Source organism: uncultured Granulicatella sp., assembly GCF_963516875.1.
Lineage (GTDB): Bacteria > Bacillota > Bacilli > Lactobacillales > Aerococcaceae > Granulicatella.
Genome location: NZ_CAUQCL010000002.1, coordinates 42,613 through 59,757, shown reverse-complemented (window position 1 = coordinate 59,757; position 17,145 = coordinate 42,613). Strand labels below are relative to the sequence as shown.

Genomic DNA, 17,145 nt, shown 5'->3' with positions numbered 1-17,145 from the left:
CATTAAAATTCCGCTTTTAAAGCTTCTACTTTATCTAATTGTTCCCATGGTAAATCTACATCTTTACGTCCAAAATGTCCGTAAGCAGCAGTTTGTTGGTAAATTGGTCTACGTAATTGTAATGTTTCAATAATTCCTTTTGGAGTTAACTTGAATACTTTACGAATCGCAGAAATTAGTTTTTCTTCTGAAACATGATTTGTTCCAAAAGTATCCACAGAAATCGATACTGGTTGAGCTACCCCAATCGCATACGCTAATTGGATTTCACATTTATCTGCTAAACCTGCAGCTACTACGTTTTTAGCAATATAACGAGCAGCATAACTTGCAGAACGGTCTACTTTAGTAGCATCTTTTCCTGAGAATGCTCCTCCACCATGGCGAGCATATCCACCGTAAGTATCTACGATGATTTTACGACCTGTTAATCCAGAATCTCCAACTGGTCCACCGATTACAAATTTTCCTGTTGGATTAATGAAGTAACGTGTTTCATCATCTAACAATTCACTTGGTACAACTGGTTTAACCACATATTCTAGAACATCACGATGAATTTGTTCTTGAGAAATTTCTTCATCATGTTGTGTACTTACCACAATTGTGTCAATACGTTTTACTTTATGGTCAGTAGTGTACTCAACCGTTACTTGAACTTTACCATCTGGTCCTAAATAATCTAATTGTTTTTCTTTACGAACTTTTGCTAATTGATAAGCCAATTGATGACTTAAGTAAATTGGCATTGGTAAGTAAGTATCTGTTTCATTAGTTGCAAAACCAAACATTAACCCCTGGTCACCAGCTCCAAACTCTTCTTGTTGTCCACGAGTCTCTAAAGCATCATTAACCCCCATAGCAATGTCAGGTGATTGTTTATCTAATGAAACCATAACAGCAACGCTATCCGCATCATAGCCATACTTACGATCAGCATAACCAATTTTACGAATCGTATCTCTTGCAATTTGTTGATAATCGACTGTAGCTGTTGTTGTAATTTCACCAACTAAAACGACTAAACCTGTATTAACGACTGTTTCGCAGGCTACACGAGCAGTTGGGTCTTGATCTAAAATAGCATCTAATACTCCATCACTAATTTGGTCTGCGATTTTATCGGGATGTCCTTCTGTAACAGACTCCGATGTAAATAAAATTTTTTCCATTGTTTTTCCCCCATTCAATTCCGGTTACAAGGCATCTACACATTGTGCATCCTCTCGGGAATATCATATTTTTTTAAGACTCAACCATTATAGCATTATTTTTCAAAATTCATAGCATAATTTGCCTATTTTATTCATTTATTTTGTGAAAATATTATGTAATCGTTTAAATTCTGCTTGACAAGCTGAATTAATTTACCTATCATGAAAATAAAAAAGTAAATTCGAGGTAATTTATATGTCCGTAAATTCATTGGCACATCCAGAAATACCTTATATGAAGCAATTGACAAATCCATTATGGAGTTTCATTTTAGCTCCTATCAGTTTTTCATTTTTAGGATTTTTTCTAGCCATTAAAACAAATGCGATTCCAATTTCTGACGTACTCGTATTATATTTTTTCTTGTTTATCATTCATTTACAAGAAATGATGTATTCCAAATTTTATAAAGTTCCAAAACGTGGACAATCCGTTGTACTACTACTAACAAACTTCTTGTTACTGTTACCAATCGTTTATTTTGTTCAAACTTTTGGAATCAGAATTGGAATTATTGCAATACTACTCGTTGGTGTAAATCATAGTTGGATTTTCCATTTACAATCGAATCATCCAGCCTATGTATATCATGTACTGTTAAATAGTTTAGCAAAATTCACTGTTGGAAATTTTTTAATGTATTATATGATTACACATCAAATTCCTAACAGCATTTTCCAAGTATTTTTATGCTTTGCCATTTTTGGAATTAGTATCATTCAATTTAAGCAAAAAGCTACTGAGCGCTCTAATTCTGAGAAAATAGAATATCCTGTCTGGAGTCTATTTTTATCATTTGTATTTAACTTATGTTGGTTCATTGCTTATCCTATTAGTTTTTATTTTGTAGGATCGCACTTTTCAGTATTTGCTTTAATTTTAATTGGCATTAGTGGAATTGTTCCAATTTTGTATCATCTTCTTTTAAAGAAATCGGCTAAACCTAGTCGTATCGGCACCTATTTCTATTGGTACGCTACATTATTAACGATTTTAATTGGAATTTTTTATCAACTATAAGATAATCCCCTTCGTCGTATAAGATGAAGGGATTTTTCATACAAAAAAACCTTCTTGATTTCTCAAGAAGGTTAATCTTTCTATTAACGACGACGTTCTTGGATACGTGCTGCTTTACCACGTAAGTTACGTAAGTAATATAATTTAGCACGACGAACTTTACCGTAACGAACTACTTCGATTTGTGCTACACGTGGAGTGTGTAATGGGAATGTACGTTCCACACCAACACCGTTAGAAACTTTACGTACTGTGTAAGTTTCGCTGATACCAGCACCACGACGTTTAATAACAACACCTTCGAAGATTTGGATACGCTCACGAGTTCCTTCAACTACCTTAGCGTGAACACGTACAGTGTCCCCAGGACGGAAAGCAGGAATATCAGAACGTAATTGTTCTTGTGTTAAGCTATCGATTAATTTGCTCATGTTTTTTCTCCTTCCAACAAACATTCATGATTTGGCAAAATATCCAATCAGCGGAATATCGTTCTATATGGACAGTCTCCTATCCACTTTTGTGAGTTTATCATATAAATGAATACTTGTAAAGTATTTTTACTTTACTTTTTAAAATTCTTGTCAAACACAATTGATAATGTCCCAATTAAAAACAAGTAAAAATGTCCCAAGTAATGTTGCAATAGATTTATTCACAATCCTCCTAAAACAAGATATTTATCATCCGATATGAACTTTCTCTGGATTAAGATTTCTACAAATTTAAAAATTAATTTTAAAATGAATTTTGCCCTAAAGGACTTAAAAAGCCTAATATTCCCACGAAAAATCGAATACTACCTGCAATTAATATAATAATAAAGATCGAAGATCCATAATTAACTAATATACCACCTAAATATGCACCTAACGGAATAGAGGCATATGAAATCATTCTTGTAATACTAATCACTCTCCCTAACATCTCTTGTTTAATCATCTTTTGTCTTAATGTAAAATAAGTAATTGCATTAATATTGCCAAAGAATGTACTAACACCTAATAAACTCCCAATGTATATATAATTTGAATATAAAGAAATACAAATAGTTGCCACTCCTGCAAAAATTGTACAGACTGAAATGATTTTTCCATAATTAAATTTAGAAATAATTTTAGGAGAGATTATCGAACCTAAAACAGAGCCTACACCACCCATTGATAGAATTACTCCATAATGGAAAGCAGAATATCCTAAAATATCTGTAATATAATATACAAGATTAGCTTGAAATAGATGTATTCCAAAATTGGTTCCAAAAAATAAAAGAGAACCACAGAGAATTACTTTATTTTTTTTCACTTCAGCAAACCCTAATTTTATTGTTTGAGAAAGAGAATCCTTTTTATCTTTCATTTGATTCACTCTAGAATCAATACGAAGAATTACTAACCCTGCAACAAGAAAAGTAAGTGCATTAATCCATAAAGAATTTAAAGGTGGAAAAAGAATCAAAACAATTCCACTAATCATAGGACCAATTAAATTCAACGTGTTATCAATTAGTTGCAAACCTGAATTTGCTCTCGTCAAAGATTTTATTTCCACAATCTGGGGTAACAAACTTTGAAAAGCCGGATGTATCAGAGGTTCTATAGAAGATAGTAAAAATGTTAATAAATATAGTAAAGGAAGAAATAATTGTTCACCATTAAATGCAGCAATTAACAAACCTAGGAATAACAAAGATATCAAATGTCCGAACGAAATAATAGAAGTTTTTTTATATTTATCTGCCAATACCCCTCCAACAAGTGAAAAAGTAATCCATGGTAAAAAAGAGATTCCATATAAAGACGCCATGTGAAAGGATGAACCTGTTTTTTCAAAAACAAGTAACGGTAATGCTAATTTCCTCAACCAGTCTCCAAAATTAGAAATTAAAAATGTTGTCCATAAAATTTTATAATTGCGATTCAAATTTGTACTTCCTTTCGAGAGATAATTATTGTTTTTTTCTATTATATCTGTAAAATAAATATAACAATTATTTTTGTCATATTATATAAAAGGAATGAGTAAATGTTCGGTCATACATTAAGATATTTTAGAAAATCAAAATCATTAACTCTTGAATATGTAGCAAGAGATATTGTAACGGTAGCCTTTCTATCAAAAGTAGAAAGAAATTTATCTGATATTTCATTAACTAATTTTTTATTATTGCTCAATCGGATGGAAGTTGAATTCATAGAATTTATGGAAGTTCATGAAAATCTATCTAAAAAAGAAAAGAATTATTCAATTTTTGAGATACATCAGTTATATGCAAATCGAAATTACCAACAATTGAAAGAAATACAAAATAAAAAAAGTCAACTTGAATTTTTCTCAGATAAATATATTTCAGAAATATTTATTAATCTATTAATCACAAAGTTAGAAGGGAAAAACACAATAGACGAAGAACAAAGTAAGAATAAAATAATTCAATATTTAAACGATATGGAAAATTGGACATATTCAGAATATTATCTGTACTGTCATTGTCTAAATATTTTTCCTCATGACCAAATGATTCAATTATCATCAATTACTATCAAAAGATTTCAAAAATTATATAGAAAAATCAGTTATGAGTTTTCACTTGCCTACATGATGCTTAATAATACAATTATCACTTGTTTAGAAAGACATGATTATCCAAATGCAATCTTTTTTATGAACCTACTATTGAATTACCCAATGCATAAACGTGATTACTACCACCGTTTAAAAACAATAAGCTTAAATTCAATTTTACAATTTAAACTAACTAATGATACTCACGAATTATTAAAATTAAAACAAATACTACAAACTCTTCACGTATTAGAAACTGATTCTTGTCTTTATGATCAAACTAAAAATCAATTAAAATTACTATTACCAAAAAATGAATTTAGAATGCTTTTTGAACATAAAAATCACTAAAAAGAGAGGTCTTCAACTCTCTTTTTAGTGATTTTAATTTGATCTTTAATACCCTTTTTTGACCTTCCCTTTCCAAGTATCATATCCATTTTTCAAAATAAAAATATTAGAATAACCCTTATGTTTTAAAAGATACACTGCTCTTCCTGAAATCGTCATCTCTTACTTATAACTTTTTTGATGTGACGATGGGATTGTATGTTAATTTTTGGATTTGATGTGAAATTGCCAATTGTTTCATTTATAGCCATCATTCTGATTCTTGAAATATTGCTTCCATTTGCATTAGATTATTCTGAGATTATTTCTGACTCATGATTCATACTCTCTTCTTGAATAATTTCTTGTAATAATTTTTCTTCTTCTTTATCTAATGAATAATTCTCTAATAAATCAGGTCTTCTTTGATACGTTCTTCTTAAGGATTCTTTTTTCTGCCATGTTGCAATTTTTGCATGATTCCCACTAAATAATACTTCTGGAACTTCCATCCCTTCATATTCTCTTGGACGAGTATATTGAGGATGCTCTAACAAGCCCATTGAATGAGAATCTCCAATTGCTGATTCGTAATTCCCTAATACATCTGGAATTAATCGAACAGTGGCATCAATCATCACCATTGCGCCTAATTCTCCACCTGTTAAAACAAAATCTCCAATAGAATATTCATCGGTTACTAACGTTCGAATACGCTCATCATATCCTTCATAATGCCCACAAATAAAAACTAAATGTTCTTCTTTGGCTAATGCTTCAGCATCAGACTGTCCAAATTTCTTACCTGCTGGATCTAGTAAAATTACTCTCTTTTTAGTTTCTGGCGTTCTCTGTTCTAAATCTTTTAAAGCACGGTCAATCGGTTCTACTTTTAATAATAAACCAGCTCCACCACCAAAGACATAATCATCTACTCGATTATGTTTATGAAAGGCAAAATCTCTAAAATCAATCGTATCAAATGAAATTTTATCTTTTTCGATAGCTCTTTTCATCATCGATTGTTCCATAGGAGCAAACATTTCAGGGAATAATGTTAAAACATCAATTCTCATCTTAGTCAAACAACCCTTCTAATACATGAATAAATGCTTGTTTATTTTCTTTATCGATTTTATAAACTACTGGTTCGATAAATGGAATTAATAAATCTTTCTTCCCTCTTTGTTTTACGACCCAAACATCATTGGAACCTGGAGATAATATTTCAGATACTTTCCCTAAATATTCTCCTTCATCAGTAATGATTTCTAATCCAACGACTTCATGATAATATAATTCGTCATCTTCCAATTCTTCTAGAGCATCGCTTGACACTTTTAATAAACAATCTCTATAGCCTTCCACATCTTCAATTCGGGGATGATCTTCAAATGTTAATAAATCAAAATTTTTATGACGTCTATGACTTTTTATCGTTAATAATTTTTCAAATTCCCCATCTCTAAATAAAGCTAATTCTACTCCTTTTTGATAACGATCTTCTGCAAAGTCCGTTGTAGAAATTACACGAACTTCCCCTTTTAATCCTTGTGTATTTACAATTTTTCCTACTTTAAAATATTGTGACATCTTTTCTATTTTCCTCCTCACAATTCATTACTGTTATCATACGTGAGAATTAAACAAAATTGCAAACAAAATCCTTTTTTGAAGTGATAAACAAAAAGTTCAACAACTTCTATAAAGAAATTGTTGAACTTTTTTCTAGTCATTGTTTTCAATGCTTAAACGAACACGTTTTTGGTTTCTAGTGCGAACACTATAAACAATTGTACGAATTGCACGAGCAACACGTCCTTGTTTTCCAATCACACGTCCAATATCTTCAGAATTCACACGTAATGTGTATTCTAAAAATTCATCTGATTCTGCAACTTCAATAGTAACATCATCAGGAAAATCAACCAATGGTTGAACGATTGCTAAAATTAATTCACGAATATCAGGCATTCTTTTCACCTCTTTACCGAATTATCTCGATGCGAATAATTACTTAGAAAACTTTGATTCGTGGAATTTCTTCATGATACCTTGTTGTGATAATAAGTTACGAACAGTATCTGAAGGTTGAGCTCCGTTAGCTAACCATTTTAATGCTAATTCTTCGTTGATTGAAACTTGTGCTGGGTTTGCAACTGGGTTGTAAGTACCAACTGTTTCAATGAAACGTCCATCACGTGGAGAACGTGAATCTGCAACTACTACACGGTAGAAAGGATTTTTCTTAGATCCCATACGTTTTAAACGAATTTTAACTGCCATTTTTTTACACCTCCATGTTTTCATCTCACAGTTAGTAATATTATCAGAAAAGAAATCAGTTGTAAAGTATTTTTTCTTTACACCCTTATTTTTTTATTCATTTTTTTACTTTTCCCTCTCAAAACCCTTATTTTATGAAGAAATTAGCGTTTTCTTAAATTATTTGATATAATATGGCTGATATTATACTTAAAAAGAAAAGAGTTGAGAGTATGCCAAATTCAAATAACTTTCGAGAATTTTCAAAAGAATTCTTGAATTTTTGGAATCAACCCTTGCAAAAAAACTTACGTTTTATCTTTAATGTAAGCTTCTCCGTTATCAAAAATCTATTATTTATCCTTTTATGTGGATGCATTTTATTAGGAATTTTTGGAACGGGTATTGGTTTAGGATATTTTGCAAGTTTAACTGCCCATGAAAAACCTTTAACACAGGAAGAAATGGCAGATGCGATTACGAATCTGAATTTAGTTTCAAGTTTCTATTATCAAGATGGCGAAAAAATTTCTGATGTAACAAGCGATGAAGTTCGATTAGTGACTACATTAGATAAAATTTCTCCATATGTAAAAGATGGAATCGTTGCAACAGAAGATAGTTATTTCTATCAACATAACGGAATTGTTCCAAAAGCTCTAGTCCGTGCACTGCTTCAAGAAGCTGTCTCTTCTAATTCAGGAGTTTCTGGTGGTTCAACTTTAACGCAACAATTAATTAAACAACAAATTTTGACAAGTGAAGTAACCTTTAAACGAAAAGCCAATGAAATTTTATATGCTCTTCGTTTAGAAAAACATTTTTCTAAAGATCAAATTTTAGAGGCTTACTTAAATGTTTCTCCATTTGGACGAAATCATAATGGATTAAATATTTCAGGTATTGAAGAAGCTGCGCAAGGTGTCTTTGGAGTATCAGCAAAAGATTTAACTTTACCTCAGGCAGCTTATTTAGTCGGAATGCCTCAAAATCCAATTACGTATACACCGTATACGAACTACGCTACTCTAAAAGAAGATGTTTCTGCAGGGCTTTCTCGTATGAAGACTGTATTGTTTAGTATGTATCGTGAAAAGAAAATTACGAAGCAACAATATGAAGAAGCATTAGCTTATGATATTACTCAAGACTTTTTAGAACCAGAAGAAATTTCAACTCAACGTCAATCGTATTTATACCAAGCAGTTAATCGTGAAGCTACAAAAATTTTGATGAAAAAAATGGCTGAAAAAGATCGTTTAACTTATGAGCAGTTAAAAAAAGATACTGAATTATTCAATCGCTATTATGACCGTGCAAATGCAGAATTAGCAACAGGTGGGTACAAAATTACTTCGACTATTGACCAAGGTATCTATGAAGCTATGCAAGAATCCACAGCTATAAACGGCAGTAAAATTGGACCAACTTACCAAACACCTTATATTGACCAAAATACTGGTGAAGCAAAAAAACAAACAGATATGGCTCAAAATGGTGCTGTTTTAATTGAAAATAATAGTGGTCGTATATTAGGCTTTGTAGCTGGACGAGATTTCCAAGTAAACCAAGTGGATCATGCTTTTACAACGCATCGTTCTCCTGGTTCTACGATTAAACCAATTCTCGTTTATGCTCCTGCAATGGAAAATAATATTATTTATCCAGCAAGTATTATTCCGGATACAAAAATTAGTATTTTACAACAAAATGGAACTTATTGGGAACCTACAAACTATGGGAACCGGATTTCCAACAATTTCTTAACAGCTCGTCATTCATTGAAAAATTCATTAAATAATCCAACGATTAAAATTTTCCAAACAATGCTTTCTAAAGGCATTAATGCTGGAGAATATTTAAAGAAAATGGGGATTCAAGGAATTGGTGAAGAAGAATATCAAAATATCGCATTATCAATTGGTGGAACAAAAACTGGACCTACGGTAATGGAACAAACGAGCGCTTTTTCTACTCTAGCAAATGGCGGTGTACACCACGAAGCTTATTTAATTGAAAAAATTGAAGATATCCGTGGAAAAGTTGTGTATCAACATGAAGATGTTTCAACTCAAGTATTTTCACCCGCAACAGCGTATTTAACAACTGACATTTTACGTCAAGTTGCTGCAACAACTGATTTTTATAATATTAAAGGGAATTTAAAATTCACTTCAGATATCGCTGGAAAAACTGGTACATCTGAATTTGAAATTGATAACTGGTTCGTTGGATATACTCCAGAAGTAACACTAGGCTCATGGATTGGATACGATAACTTCTATAGTGCTCGTTATTCGATTACTGAAGCAGATGGTTATGGACATCCAACAATGAGAAGTTTAAGAAACTGGACTAGTCTCATGAATGCAATTTATAGTGCAAAACCTAGCTTGTTTAATCAAAGTGCAAAATTTGTACAACCTTCAACCGTTTATCAAGATTCTGTTGTTTCTGCAACTGGAACTAAATCTGGTTCTGCTTCTTATAATGGACAAACTTATTCAATTAGTGGTGATACTACTACCGATTTATTTAAAAAAGACTTCGGTCCAATCGCTCCAACTTATCATTTTGCTGTAGGTGCTACAAATGCAGAATTAGAAAAATATTGGAATGGATTAAGTGATAAAGAAAAAGAAGAAGAAAAGAAAAAAGCTGAAAAAGAAAAAGAATCCAGTGAAGATAAAGAGAAAGATAAGAAGAAATCTTCCTCTGAAAAACCTACTTCTTCAACAGCGCAAAGTACAAAATCTAGAAACTAAAGAAGAAGACTTCGAGCTTTCACTCGAAGTCTTCTTTGTATTATGATTTAGTGGATTGTCTGTACTCAATTTTATAAGGTAATGTAATTTCAGTTTCAACTACTTCTTCCTTATTCATAATTTTCGTTAACAATCTCATTGCAACTGCCCCGATATCATAAAGAGGTGGTGCAATGGTTGATAATGTAGGACGAGTCATTTTTGTTAATTTTGAATTATTACTTGAAATCACTTCAAAATCTTTTGGTACTTTTACGCTTAAATCATATAATCCATTAATTAAGCCAACTGCTGCTTCATCATCTGTCACAACTGCTGCTGTAATGCCCGCTTGTACTAATTTTTCAGCCAACACTTCTCCACATTGATAAGTCATTGGAATTTCGTATACAAATTTATCATTAAATTCAATATTTGCTACTGATAAAGCAGACTTATAACCTTCTAATCTTAAATCAGAAGCTACTGTATTTTTTAGTGAAGCTGTAACAAATGCAATGTTTTTATGTCCATTTTCAATCAATTGTTGAATCGCTTCTTGTGTCGCTACTTTGTAATCAATATTTACAGAAGCCACTACATGCTCTGGATCAATTGTTCCTGCTAATACAATCGGTGTTTTCGAACGTACAATTTCTGCACGTAACTCAGATGTTAAATTATTCCCCATGTAAATAATTCCATCTACTTGTTTAGATAATAATGTATTTAATACTTGAATTTCTTTATGATTATTTTGATCTGAATTCGCTAAAATAATATTATATTTATACATTGTAGCGATATCATCAATTCCTCTTGCTAAACTTGAAAAATATAAGTTTGTTACATCAGGAATAATTACCCCTACTGTCGTTGTTTTTTTACTTGCTAGTCCACGTGCAACTGCATTTGGACGATAATCTAATTCATCGATAACATCTAGAACTTTTTTTCTTGTTGCTGGTTTTACATTTGGATTTCCATTAACAACTCTGGAAACTGTTGCCATAGATACATTTGCTTCACGTGCAACATCATAAATTGTAATTGTCTGCTTTTCCATATCTATTCTCCTTTAATTATTTAAAAAATTATGTATTTGTACACTAATCTAAGTAAAGGTTATCATTTTTCAAGAACTTTTGCAAGCGTTTCATATAACTATTTTCATATTTTTTGAAACTCTTTACATTTATACAAGTATTTGTGATAAAATATGCTTACAAATACAAATATGGAGGCTTCATTATGAGTAATAAACAAACTTATACTAACTTTATTTCAACTTTAAAAACACTGAATTGCGACATTGCATTCATTCAAGATCCTACAACGATTAGCCTATTAACTCACTATACAACAGACCCACACGAACGTATTTTAGCAATGATTCTCTCTGCTAATCATCGTCCACTCCTCTTTGTCCCTGCTCTTGAAAAAAATATGGCTCAAGCTGCAGAACCAACTTATACAGTTGTTAGCTATCAAGATCATGAAAATCCATGGGCAATTTTAACTACTGCCATTCAAGAACAGTTTGATTTCCCTACTAAATGGGCTGTAGAGAAGAATTTTATTACATTACACACAGTTGAAAACTTAAAGAAAGAAATTCCTAGCATTCTATGGACAGATAATTTAACTCCAGTTATTAATGATTTACGATTAAGAAAAGATGCTTATGCCATTCAAAAATTAAAAGATTCTGGTACATATGCTGATAAAGCGGTAGAAATAGGGATTCAAAGCTTAAGAGAAGGCATTACAGAATTAGAAGTGGTTGCGACCATCGAATATGAAATGAAAAAATTAGGCATCACTTCAATGAGTTTTGACACAATGGTATTATTTGGAGACCATGCAGCTGACCCACATGGAGTTCCAGGAGATAGAAAATTAGAAAAAAATGAATGGGTACTCTTTGATTTAGGAACCATGCACAATGGATATGCCAGCGATATGACTCGTACAATTTTCTTTGGAGACGAATCTGGTAAAGATCCACGTCATCAAGAAATTTTTACAATTGTAAAAACGGCTCATGATTTAGCCATTCAAGCAGTTAAACCTGGAATGAAAGCTAGTGAAATTGATGCCATTGCTAGAAATTATATTGCTGAAAAAGGTTACGGCGAGTACTTCATCCATCGTTTAGGACACGGTATTGGACAAAGTTGTCATGAATTCCCATCTATCATGGAAGGCAATGATATGATTCTAGAAGAAGGCATGTGCTTCTCAGTTGAACCGGGAGTATATATTGCAAAAGACTTCGGCGTTCGTACAGAAGATTGTTTAGTAGTCACAAAAGACGGATGTGAATTATTTACCCACTTCCCTCACGAAGTTACAAAAAACTAAGACATAAGAAAAACCGAGGAATTTTTAGTTCCTCGGTTTATTATTTAATTACTTAGAAATTCGTAGCTCTAGCGAGGCTGCTTGCGTCCTTAGCTACTTCAGGTAAGTCTAGTTTTTTCGGCCTCTCATTATATCCATTCCAAGTAAAAAGACTTACCGCCGTAGCTTGAGTACTAGAAGCCACTAGGCTTCTAGTACAGGAAACTTTGAGACCTAGGCTCAAAGTTTAGCAATGAGACTCGCTTTTTAGCGAGGCTGCTTGCGTCCTTTAGCTACTTCAGGTAAGTCTAATTTACTATTTTACCTCTTCTTTAAGTTCTGCAACAACTTCTTCTGCTTTTTCTTTCTTGCTCGCAAAAGTATCTTGAACCTTACTTACAGTTTGAGAAACTTCTTCTTTCAAATTAATTGCAGATTTTGTAACAGTATCTTTTAATTGAGAAGCTGAATCTTTTAAATTCACACGAATATCTTCTGTAGCATTTAAAGCTACTTCTGATAATTCAACACCCTTTTCAATTGAAATATCTACATAATCAGATAATTGTTCCTTCAATTCATCTGCTTTTACTGCTAAATCTTCACGTAATTCCTTACCTGATTTTGGTGCAAATAATAATGCTGTTGTAGCTGCTGCCACACTACCAATAAATGCTCCTAAAATAAATCCGCCTGTTTTTTTACCCATTTTTCTTCACTCCGTTCATTATTTTTTTCTTGATAAAATCGCTTTTCCAACAGATAAAATCCCTAAAGTTCGAGCTGGTTTGATGCTTGAAACTCTAGTCGCAAGGGAACGAGTTGAATGATTTACATCAGAAACTGTTAATCCTAAATCACCAATAGCTGTAAATAATGGATCCGTTCTTTTTACTTTTCCATTAATATCATCTACTAAAGCATTTGTTTTATTCAATAATCCCTCTACTTCTATAGATAAATTATCGACATCCCTTGTAATAATCTCAATAGAGTTGTTCACATGGTTTAATGTTTGATCAAATTTGCTTAAAATCGGATTTAATCTTAACACTAAAAAGACCACTAAACCTAAAAATGAACAGGCTGCAATTAAAGCTGCAACTTCTATTCCAGACATTTTGAACATCCCTCCTCAATTTCCGATATTATCAATCATAATACCACTAACTTAAATAAAACGCCACTAAAAAAGATAAAGTATTGGTAAATTTCTTCTACTGTGTTACACTATTTCTTGTAATCAAAAGGAGGTTGCATCATGAATATTAGTTCAACCATTCATAGCTTTTTTGAACGATATTGGCTTTCCATTCCGTGGGAAATGATTTTATCCGAAATTTTATCAAAACTAATTTCTTTAGTTTTTCTTTGGATTTTATTTTTTATCGGTAAAAAAATTTTACATAAAATTTTTCAGAAAACTGTTCTTTCATCCATTCAATTATCCTCGCAAAGTATTGCTAGAAAACAAACATTAATGCGCTTATTAGAAAATTGTTTAGACTACTTACTCTACTTTGTATTCATTTATTGGATTTTAGTGATTTTAGGAATTCCTATCACAAGTTTATTAGCAGGAGCTGGAATTGCTGGTGTTGCGATTGGATTAGGAGCTCAAGGATTCTTGAGTGATGTTATTAATGGACTATTTATTTTATTAGAACGTCAATATGATGTTGGAGATACAGTAATTATTGGAGCAGTAACAGGAACTGTTGCCAATGTTGGAGTAAGAACGACCCAAGTGCGTGGATTTGATGGTACACTTCATTTTATTCCAAACCGTAGTATTTCTGTCGTTAGTAATCAATCAAGAGGAGATATGAGAGCTTTAATTGAAATTCCGCTTTATAATGATGTAGATTTAACCATTGTTTATGACACAGTCGATCAAGTCAACACTAAAAATGCTGGACAATATCCTGAAATTGTAAAAGGTCCAACCATTATCGGTCCACAAACACTTCCAAACGGACAATTTGTTTTTAAAATTAGTATTTTTACGAAAAATGGAAAACAACATATGATTTATAATCAATTCTTAAAATTGTATCAAGAAGCATTAATTGAAGCCGGTATTTCTCTTCCAACAAGTAACACGACACTAAATATTACTAGTAAATAAAAATGTTACTCCCGTAAAAAGGAGTAACATTTTATTATTTTTCCACTAATTCATAGTTACGATTTAATTCATGAACCATATAATTCACACGTTTTAATACTTCTTTTCTTGTCACAATTCCCACAAATTCTTTTTCATCATTTATAATACATAAGAAACTATGATCGACTAATGCATTCAAAACATCTTCAATTTCCGTTTCAAATGTAATCGTTGGAAAGTTTGTTTCCATCGCTTCTTTTACTTGAAAATCATGTAATTGACTTAAATCAATTTCTTCTAATGTGGCAACTTGATTTAAAATCATCGCTAATGAAATTAATCCTGTTAATTTATTTTGACGATTGACAACTGGAATAAGAGAATAACGGACATGCGTTAAGACTAACATGGCATGATCTAATGTATGATCCTCTTCCAAAATCGCTACTTTATCTGCTGCGATAAATAATTTATCCTTTTCTTCTAGTAATAAATCTTGTACTACTCGATTAATCATGAATAAATCCTCTTTCTGCATCTAAATGATACTTATAATGAAGTCCCTCTATTGGTTGATGTTTCATATCAAAATATTGTAATTCAATTTCTAATTCTGAATGAATTGTTAAAACAGCATAAGTTGGAGTCATCGCAAAATGTCCTCTTGGATAAGAAACACTTCCTGAATTAATACATAATACTCCATCATAGGTTTCCTCATATAGTTTATGCGTATGACCATAAAAAGCTACTTGAGCTCCTTGTTCTTTTGCGAATTTCGCTAAGCGATACACCCCACTATTTACTGCTTGCATATGACCATGCGTTACTAAAAATCGAATTCCTTTTACTTCTAATACAGCTACTTCCGGATAATTTGTATCGTAATCACAATTTCCCGTTACTCGAAGACACTCTTGGAAAACAGCATCTTCATACGGAAATTCTGAATCTCCACAATGAATAAATTGGACTTCAGGATCTGATTGATAGTGTTCAAATACTTTTTGTAGTGCCATTTTTTGACCGTGATTATCACTCATAATTATAATTTTCATACGTTCACCTCTGACTAATGATTTACTGATTCTAACCATTCTTCCCATTGTTCTACTAATAAGTTCACAGCTTTTGCACGGTGACTAATTTGATTTTTTTCTTCTCGTGTTAATTGTCCAAATGTTTTTTGAATTTCTGGAACGAAAAATAATGGATCATATCCAAATCCACCTTCACCTGAAGGGAATTTTGCAATTTCTCCATCACAAATTCCTTCAACAACTAAAGATTCATGATTTGGAGCAGCCATGACTAAACAACAATGAAAATGCGCACTTCTTTTTTCCGAAGGTAATTCCCCTAATTCTGCTAATAATTTTGCATTATTGGCAGCATCACTTTTTTGATTTCCGGCAAATCGTGCAGAATAAACTCCAGGTTGTCCCTCTAATGCATCCACACATAATCCTGAATCATCCGCTAATACAATTTTTTGTAGTCTTTCAGCAATTGTTTCTGCTTTTAAACGAGCATTTTCTTCAAATGTATGACCTGTTTCTGCTACATCATCCAATTCTGGAAAATCTAATAATGTTTTAACGCTATATCCTTTTGGTTCAAAAATACTAGCAAATTCTTTTGCTTTTCCAGCATTTTTCGTAGCAATGACTAATTCTTTTTGAGACATATCTTCCTCCTTATAAGGTTCTAAACTCACTTTCTCAACAGTTAATGGACTTCTATTTAACCAATTTTCCGCAATTTCTTTAAATAAAATGGGCGAACCAGTTGTATAGATTTCTAAAGTTGGAGAAGGATTCGTTTCGTAATTTTCTGCTAAATGATTAAAATCTAATAACGCACTAACGGTAGAAACCGTTTCTGCTCCCGAATCGATTAATGTAACTTGAGGTCCCACAACTGCTTGGATTCTTTGTTTTAATAAAGGATAATGAGTACAGCCTAATATTAAAGTATCGAATTCTTTTCCCATTAAAGGTTGTAATGTTTGTGCTACAACTTTTTTAGCAATTGGAGAATCCGTCTGATTACTTTCCACTAAAGGAACAAATTTTGGACATTCTAAACTGGTCACCATTAATTGATGATTTTTCTTTTGGATTGTTTTACGATAAACATCACTTTGAATCGTTGCATGAGTCCCTAATACTGCAATTTTCTGTGTTTTTGTTTGTTTAATCGCCGCTAAACTTCCTGGCTGAATCACGCCCACTACCGGAATGTCTAATGTTTCCTGTAATTCTTCTAAGATTACAGCTGTTGCAGTATTACAGGCAATCACAATCATCTTTACATCTTTTTTTAGGAGAAATTGAACCATTTCTTTTGTAAATTTTCTAATTTCTTCAACTGTTCGATTTCCATACGGGCATCTTGCAGAATCTCCTAAAAATATCATTGATTCATGAGGCAATTGTTTTAATGCTTCTTTTAAGACTGTTAGTCCGCCTACACCGGAATCAATGAATCCTATTGCTTTCGACATGTTGTTCACTCTTTCTTCTTTTCTCTTGATTCATTATACCATGGATT

The 17,145-nt window shown here is 32.1% G+C and carries 18 protein-coding genes and 1 riboswitch; of the genes, 5 read left to right on the top strand and 13 right to left on the bottom strand.

Annotation, left to right across the window (positions count from 1 at the left end; genetic code table 11):
* Positions 1 to 2 precede the first annotated feature (2 nt).
* A complete protein-coding gene (gene metK, locus RWM24_RS01160) occupies positions 3 to 1,172 on the bottom strand; it encodes a methionine adenosyltransferase (protein WP_314110773.1) in 1,170 nt (389 codons plus the stop codon).
* Positions 1,170 to 1,246: riboswitch (SMK box riboswitch) on the bottom strand. (Overlaps the previous gene by 3 nt.)
* A gap of 164 nt (positions 1,247 to 1,410) precedes the next feature.
* Between metK and RWM24_RS01155 the strand changes: the two genes are divergently transcribed.
* Complete coding sequence (locus RWM24_RS01155; RefSeq protein WP_314110771.1) at positions 1,411 to 2,235, top strand: hypothetical protein; 825 nt, start codon at positions 1,411 to 1,413, stop codon at positions 2,233 to 2,235.
* 83 nt (positions 2,236 to 2,318) lie between these two features.
* Here the strand turns inward: RWM24_RS01155 and rplS are convergent, their stop codons facing one another.
* Entirely contained in the window at positions 2,319 to 2,666 is a 348-nt protein-coding gene (gene rplS / locus RWM24_RS01150) for a 50S ribosomal protein L19 (RefSeq protein WP_006702870.1), read from the bottom strand.
* Positions 2,667 to 2,973: 307 nt separating this feature from the next.
* Positions 2,974 to 4,158, bottom strand: a complete 1,185-nt coding sequence (locus tag RWM24_RS01145) for an MFS transporter (protein WP_314110769.1) — start codon at positions 4,156 to 4,158, stop codon at positions 2,974 to 2,976.
* 102 nt (positions 4,159 to 4,260) lie between these two features.
* Between RWM24_RS01145 and RWM24_RS01140 the strand changes: the two genes are divergently transcribed.
* Positions 4,261 to 5,151, top strand: a complete 891-nt coding sequence (locus tag RWM24_RS01140) for a helix-turn-helix domain-containing protein (protein WP_314110768.1) — start codon at positions 4,261 to 4,263, stop codon at positions 5,149 to 5,151.
* A 290-nt stretch (positions 5,152 to 5,441) separates the two neighbouring features.
* Here RWM24_RS01140 and trmD read toward each other — a convergent pair whose 3' ends face one another.
* The 4 genes from trmD to rpsP all read right to left on the bottom strand — a co-directional run bounded on the left by trmD (position 5,442) and on the right by rpsP (position 7,416).
* Positions 5,442 to 6,206 carry a tRNA (guanosine(37)-N1)-methyltransferase TrmD gene (gene trmD / locus RWM24_RS01135; RefSeq protein ID WP_314110940.1) on the bottom strand — a complete coding sequence of 255 codons (765 nt, stop codon included), beginning with the start codon at positions 6,204 to 6,206 and terminating at the stop codon, positions 5,442 to 5,444.
* Position 6,207: 1 nt separating this feature from the next.
* Entirely contained in the window at positions 6,208 to 6,723 is a 516-nt protein-coding gene (gene rimM, locus RWM24_RS01130) for a ribosome maturation factor RimM (RefSeq protein WP_314110766.1), read from the bottom strand.
* Between the two features lie 135 nt (positions 6,724 to 6,858).
* Positions 6,859 to 7,104 (bottom strand): KH domain-containing protein, encoded by a 246-nt coding sequence (locus RWM24_RS01125; protein ID WP_006702873.1) that lies wholly within the window; start codon positions 7,102 to 7,104, stop codon positions 6,859 to 6,861.
* 39 nt (positions 7,105 to 7,143) lie between these two features.
* Positions 7,144 to 7,416, bottom strand: a complete 273-nt coding sequence (gene rpsP, locus RWM24_RS01120) for a 30S ribosomal protein S16 (RefSeq protein WP_006702874.1) — start codon at positions 7,414 to 7,416, stop codon at positions 7,144 to 7,146.
* A 212-nt stretch (positions 7,417 to 7,628) separates the two neighbouring features.
* Between rpsP and RWM24_RS01115 the strand changes: the two genes are divergently transcribed.
* Positions 7,629 to 10,160 (top strand): transglycosylase domain-containing protein, encoded by a 2,532-nt coding sequence (locus tag RWM24_RS01115; protein ID WP_314110764.1) that lies wholly within the window; start codon positions 7,629 to 7,631, stop codon positions 10,158 to 10,160.
* 40 nt (positions 10,161 to 10,200) lie between these two features.
* Here RWM24_RS01115 and ccpA read toward each other — a convergent pair whose 3' ends face one another.
* Complete coding sequence (ccpA, locus tag RWM24_RS01110; protein WP_314110762.1) at positions 10,201 to 11,205, bottom strand: catabolite control protein A; 1,005 nt, start codon at positions 11,203 to 11,205, stop codon at positions 10,201 to 10,203.
* Between the two features lie 185 nt (positions 11,206 to 11,390).
* On the opposite strand from ccpA, the gene RWM24_RS01105 reads away from it, so the two are divergent.
* Positions 11,391 to 12,503: an aminopeptidase P family protein gene (locus RWM24_RS01105; protein ID WP_314110760.1), complete on the top strand. Its 1,113-nt coding sequence runs from the start codon at positions 11,391 to 11,393 to the stop codon at positions 12,501 to 12,503.
* Positions 12,504 to 12,798: 295 nt separating this feature from the next.
* Here RWM24_RS01105 and RWM24_RS01100 read toward each other — a convergent pair whose 3' ends face one another.
* Positions 12,799 to 13,191: a YtxH domain-containing protein gene (locus tag RWM24_RS01100; RefSeq protein ID WP_314110758.1), complete on the bottom strand. Its 393-nt coding sequence runs from the start codon at positions 13,189 to 13,191 to the stop codon at positions 12,799 to 12,801.
* 18 nt (positions 13,192 to 13,209) lie between these two features.
* Positions 13,210 to 13,602, bottom strand: coding sequence for a DUF948 domain-containing protein (locus tag RWM24_RS01095; protein ID WP_314110757.1), 393 nt, complete (start codon positions 13,600 to 13,602; stop codon positions 13,210 to 13,212).
* Positions 13,603 to 13,743: 141 nt separating this feature from the next.
* Here RWM24_RS01095 and RWM24_RS01090 point away from each other — a divergent pair, with 141 nt between their 5' ends.
* Positions 13,744 to 14,610, top strand: coding sequence for a mechanosensitive ion channel family protein (locus RWM24_RS01090; protein ID WP_399539164.1), 867 nt, complete (start codon positions 13,744 to 13,746; stop codon positions 14,608 to 14,610).
* A 34-nt stretch (positions 14,611 to 14,644) separates the two neighbouring features.
* Here the strand turns inward: RWM24_RS01090 and cbpB are convergent, their stop codons facing one another.
* Genes cbpB through racE form a run of 3 tightly spaced genes read right to left on the bottom strand, consistent with a single transcriptional unit; the run spans position 14,645 to position 17,098 of the window.
* Entirely contained in the window at positions 14,645 to 15,109 is a 465-nt protein-coding gene (gene cbpB, locus RWM24_RS01085) for a cyclic-di-AMP-binding protein CbpB (RefSeq protein WP_314110755.1), read from the bottom strand.
* Positions 15,102 to 15,650, bottom strand: a complete 549-nt coding sequence (locus tag RWM24_RS01080) for a metallophosphoesterase (RefSeq protein ID WP_314110753.1) — start codon at positions 15,648 to 15,650, stop codon at positions 15,102 to 15,104. Before RWM24_RS01080 ends, cbpB begins: the two co-directional genes overlap by 8 nt.
* A gap of 14 nt (positions 15,651 to 15,664) precedes the next feature.
* Complete coding sequence (gene racE, locus RWM24_RS01075; RefSeq protein WP_314110751.1) at positions 15,665 to 17,098, bottom strand: glutamate racemase; 1,434 nt, start codon at positions 17,096 to 17,098, stop codon at positions 15,665 to 15,667.
* Positions 17,099 to 17,145: the final 47 nt, after the last annotated feature.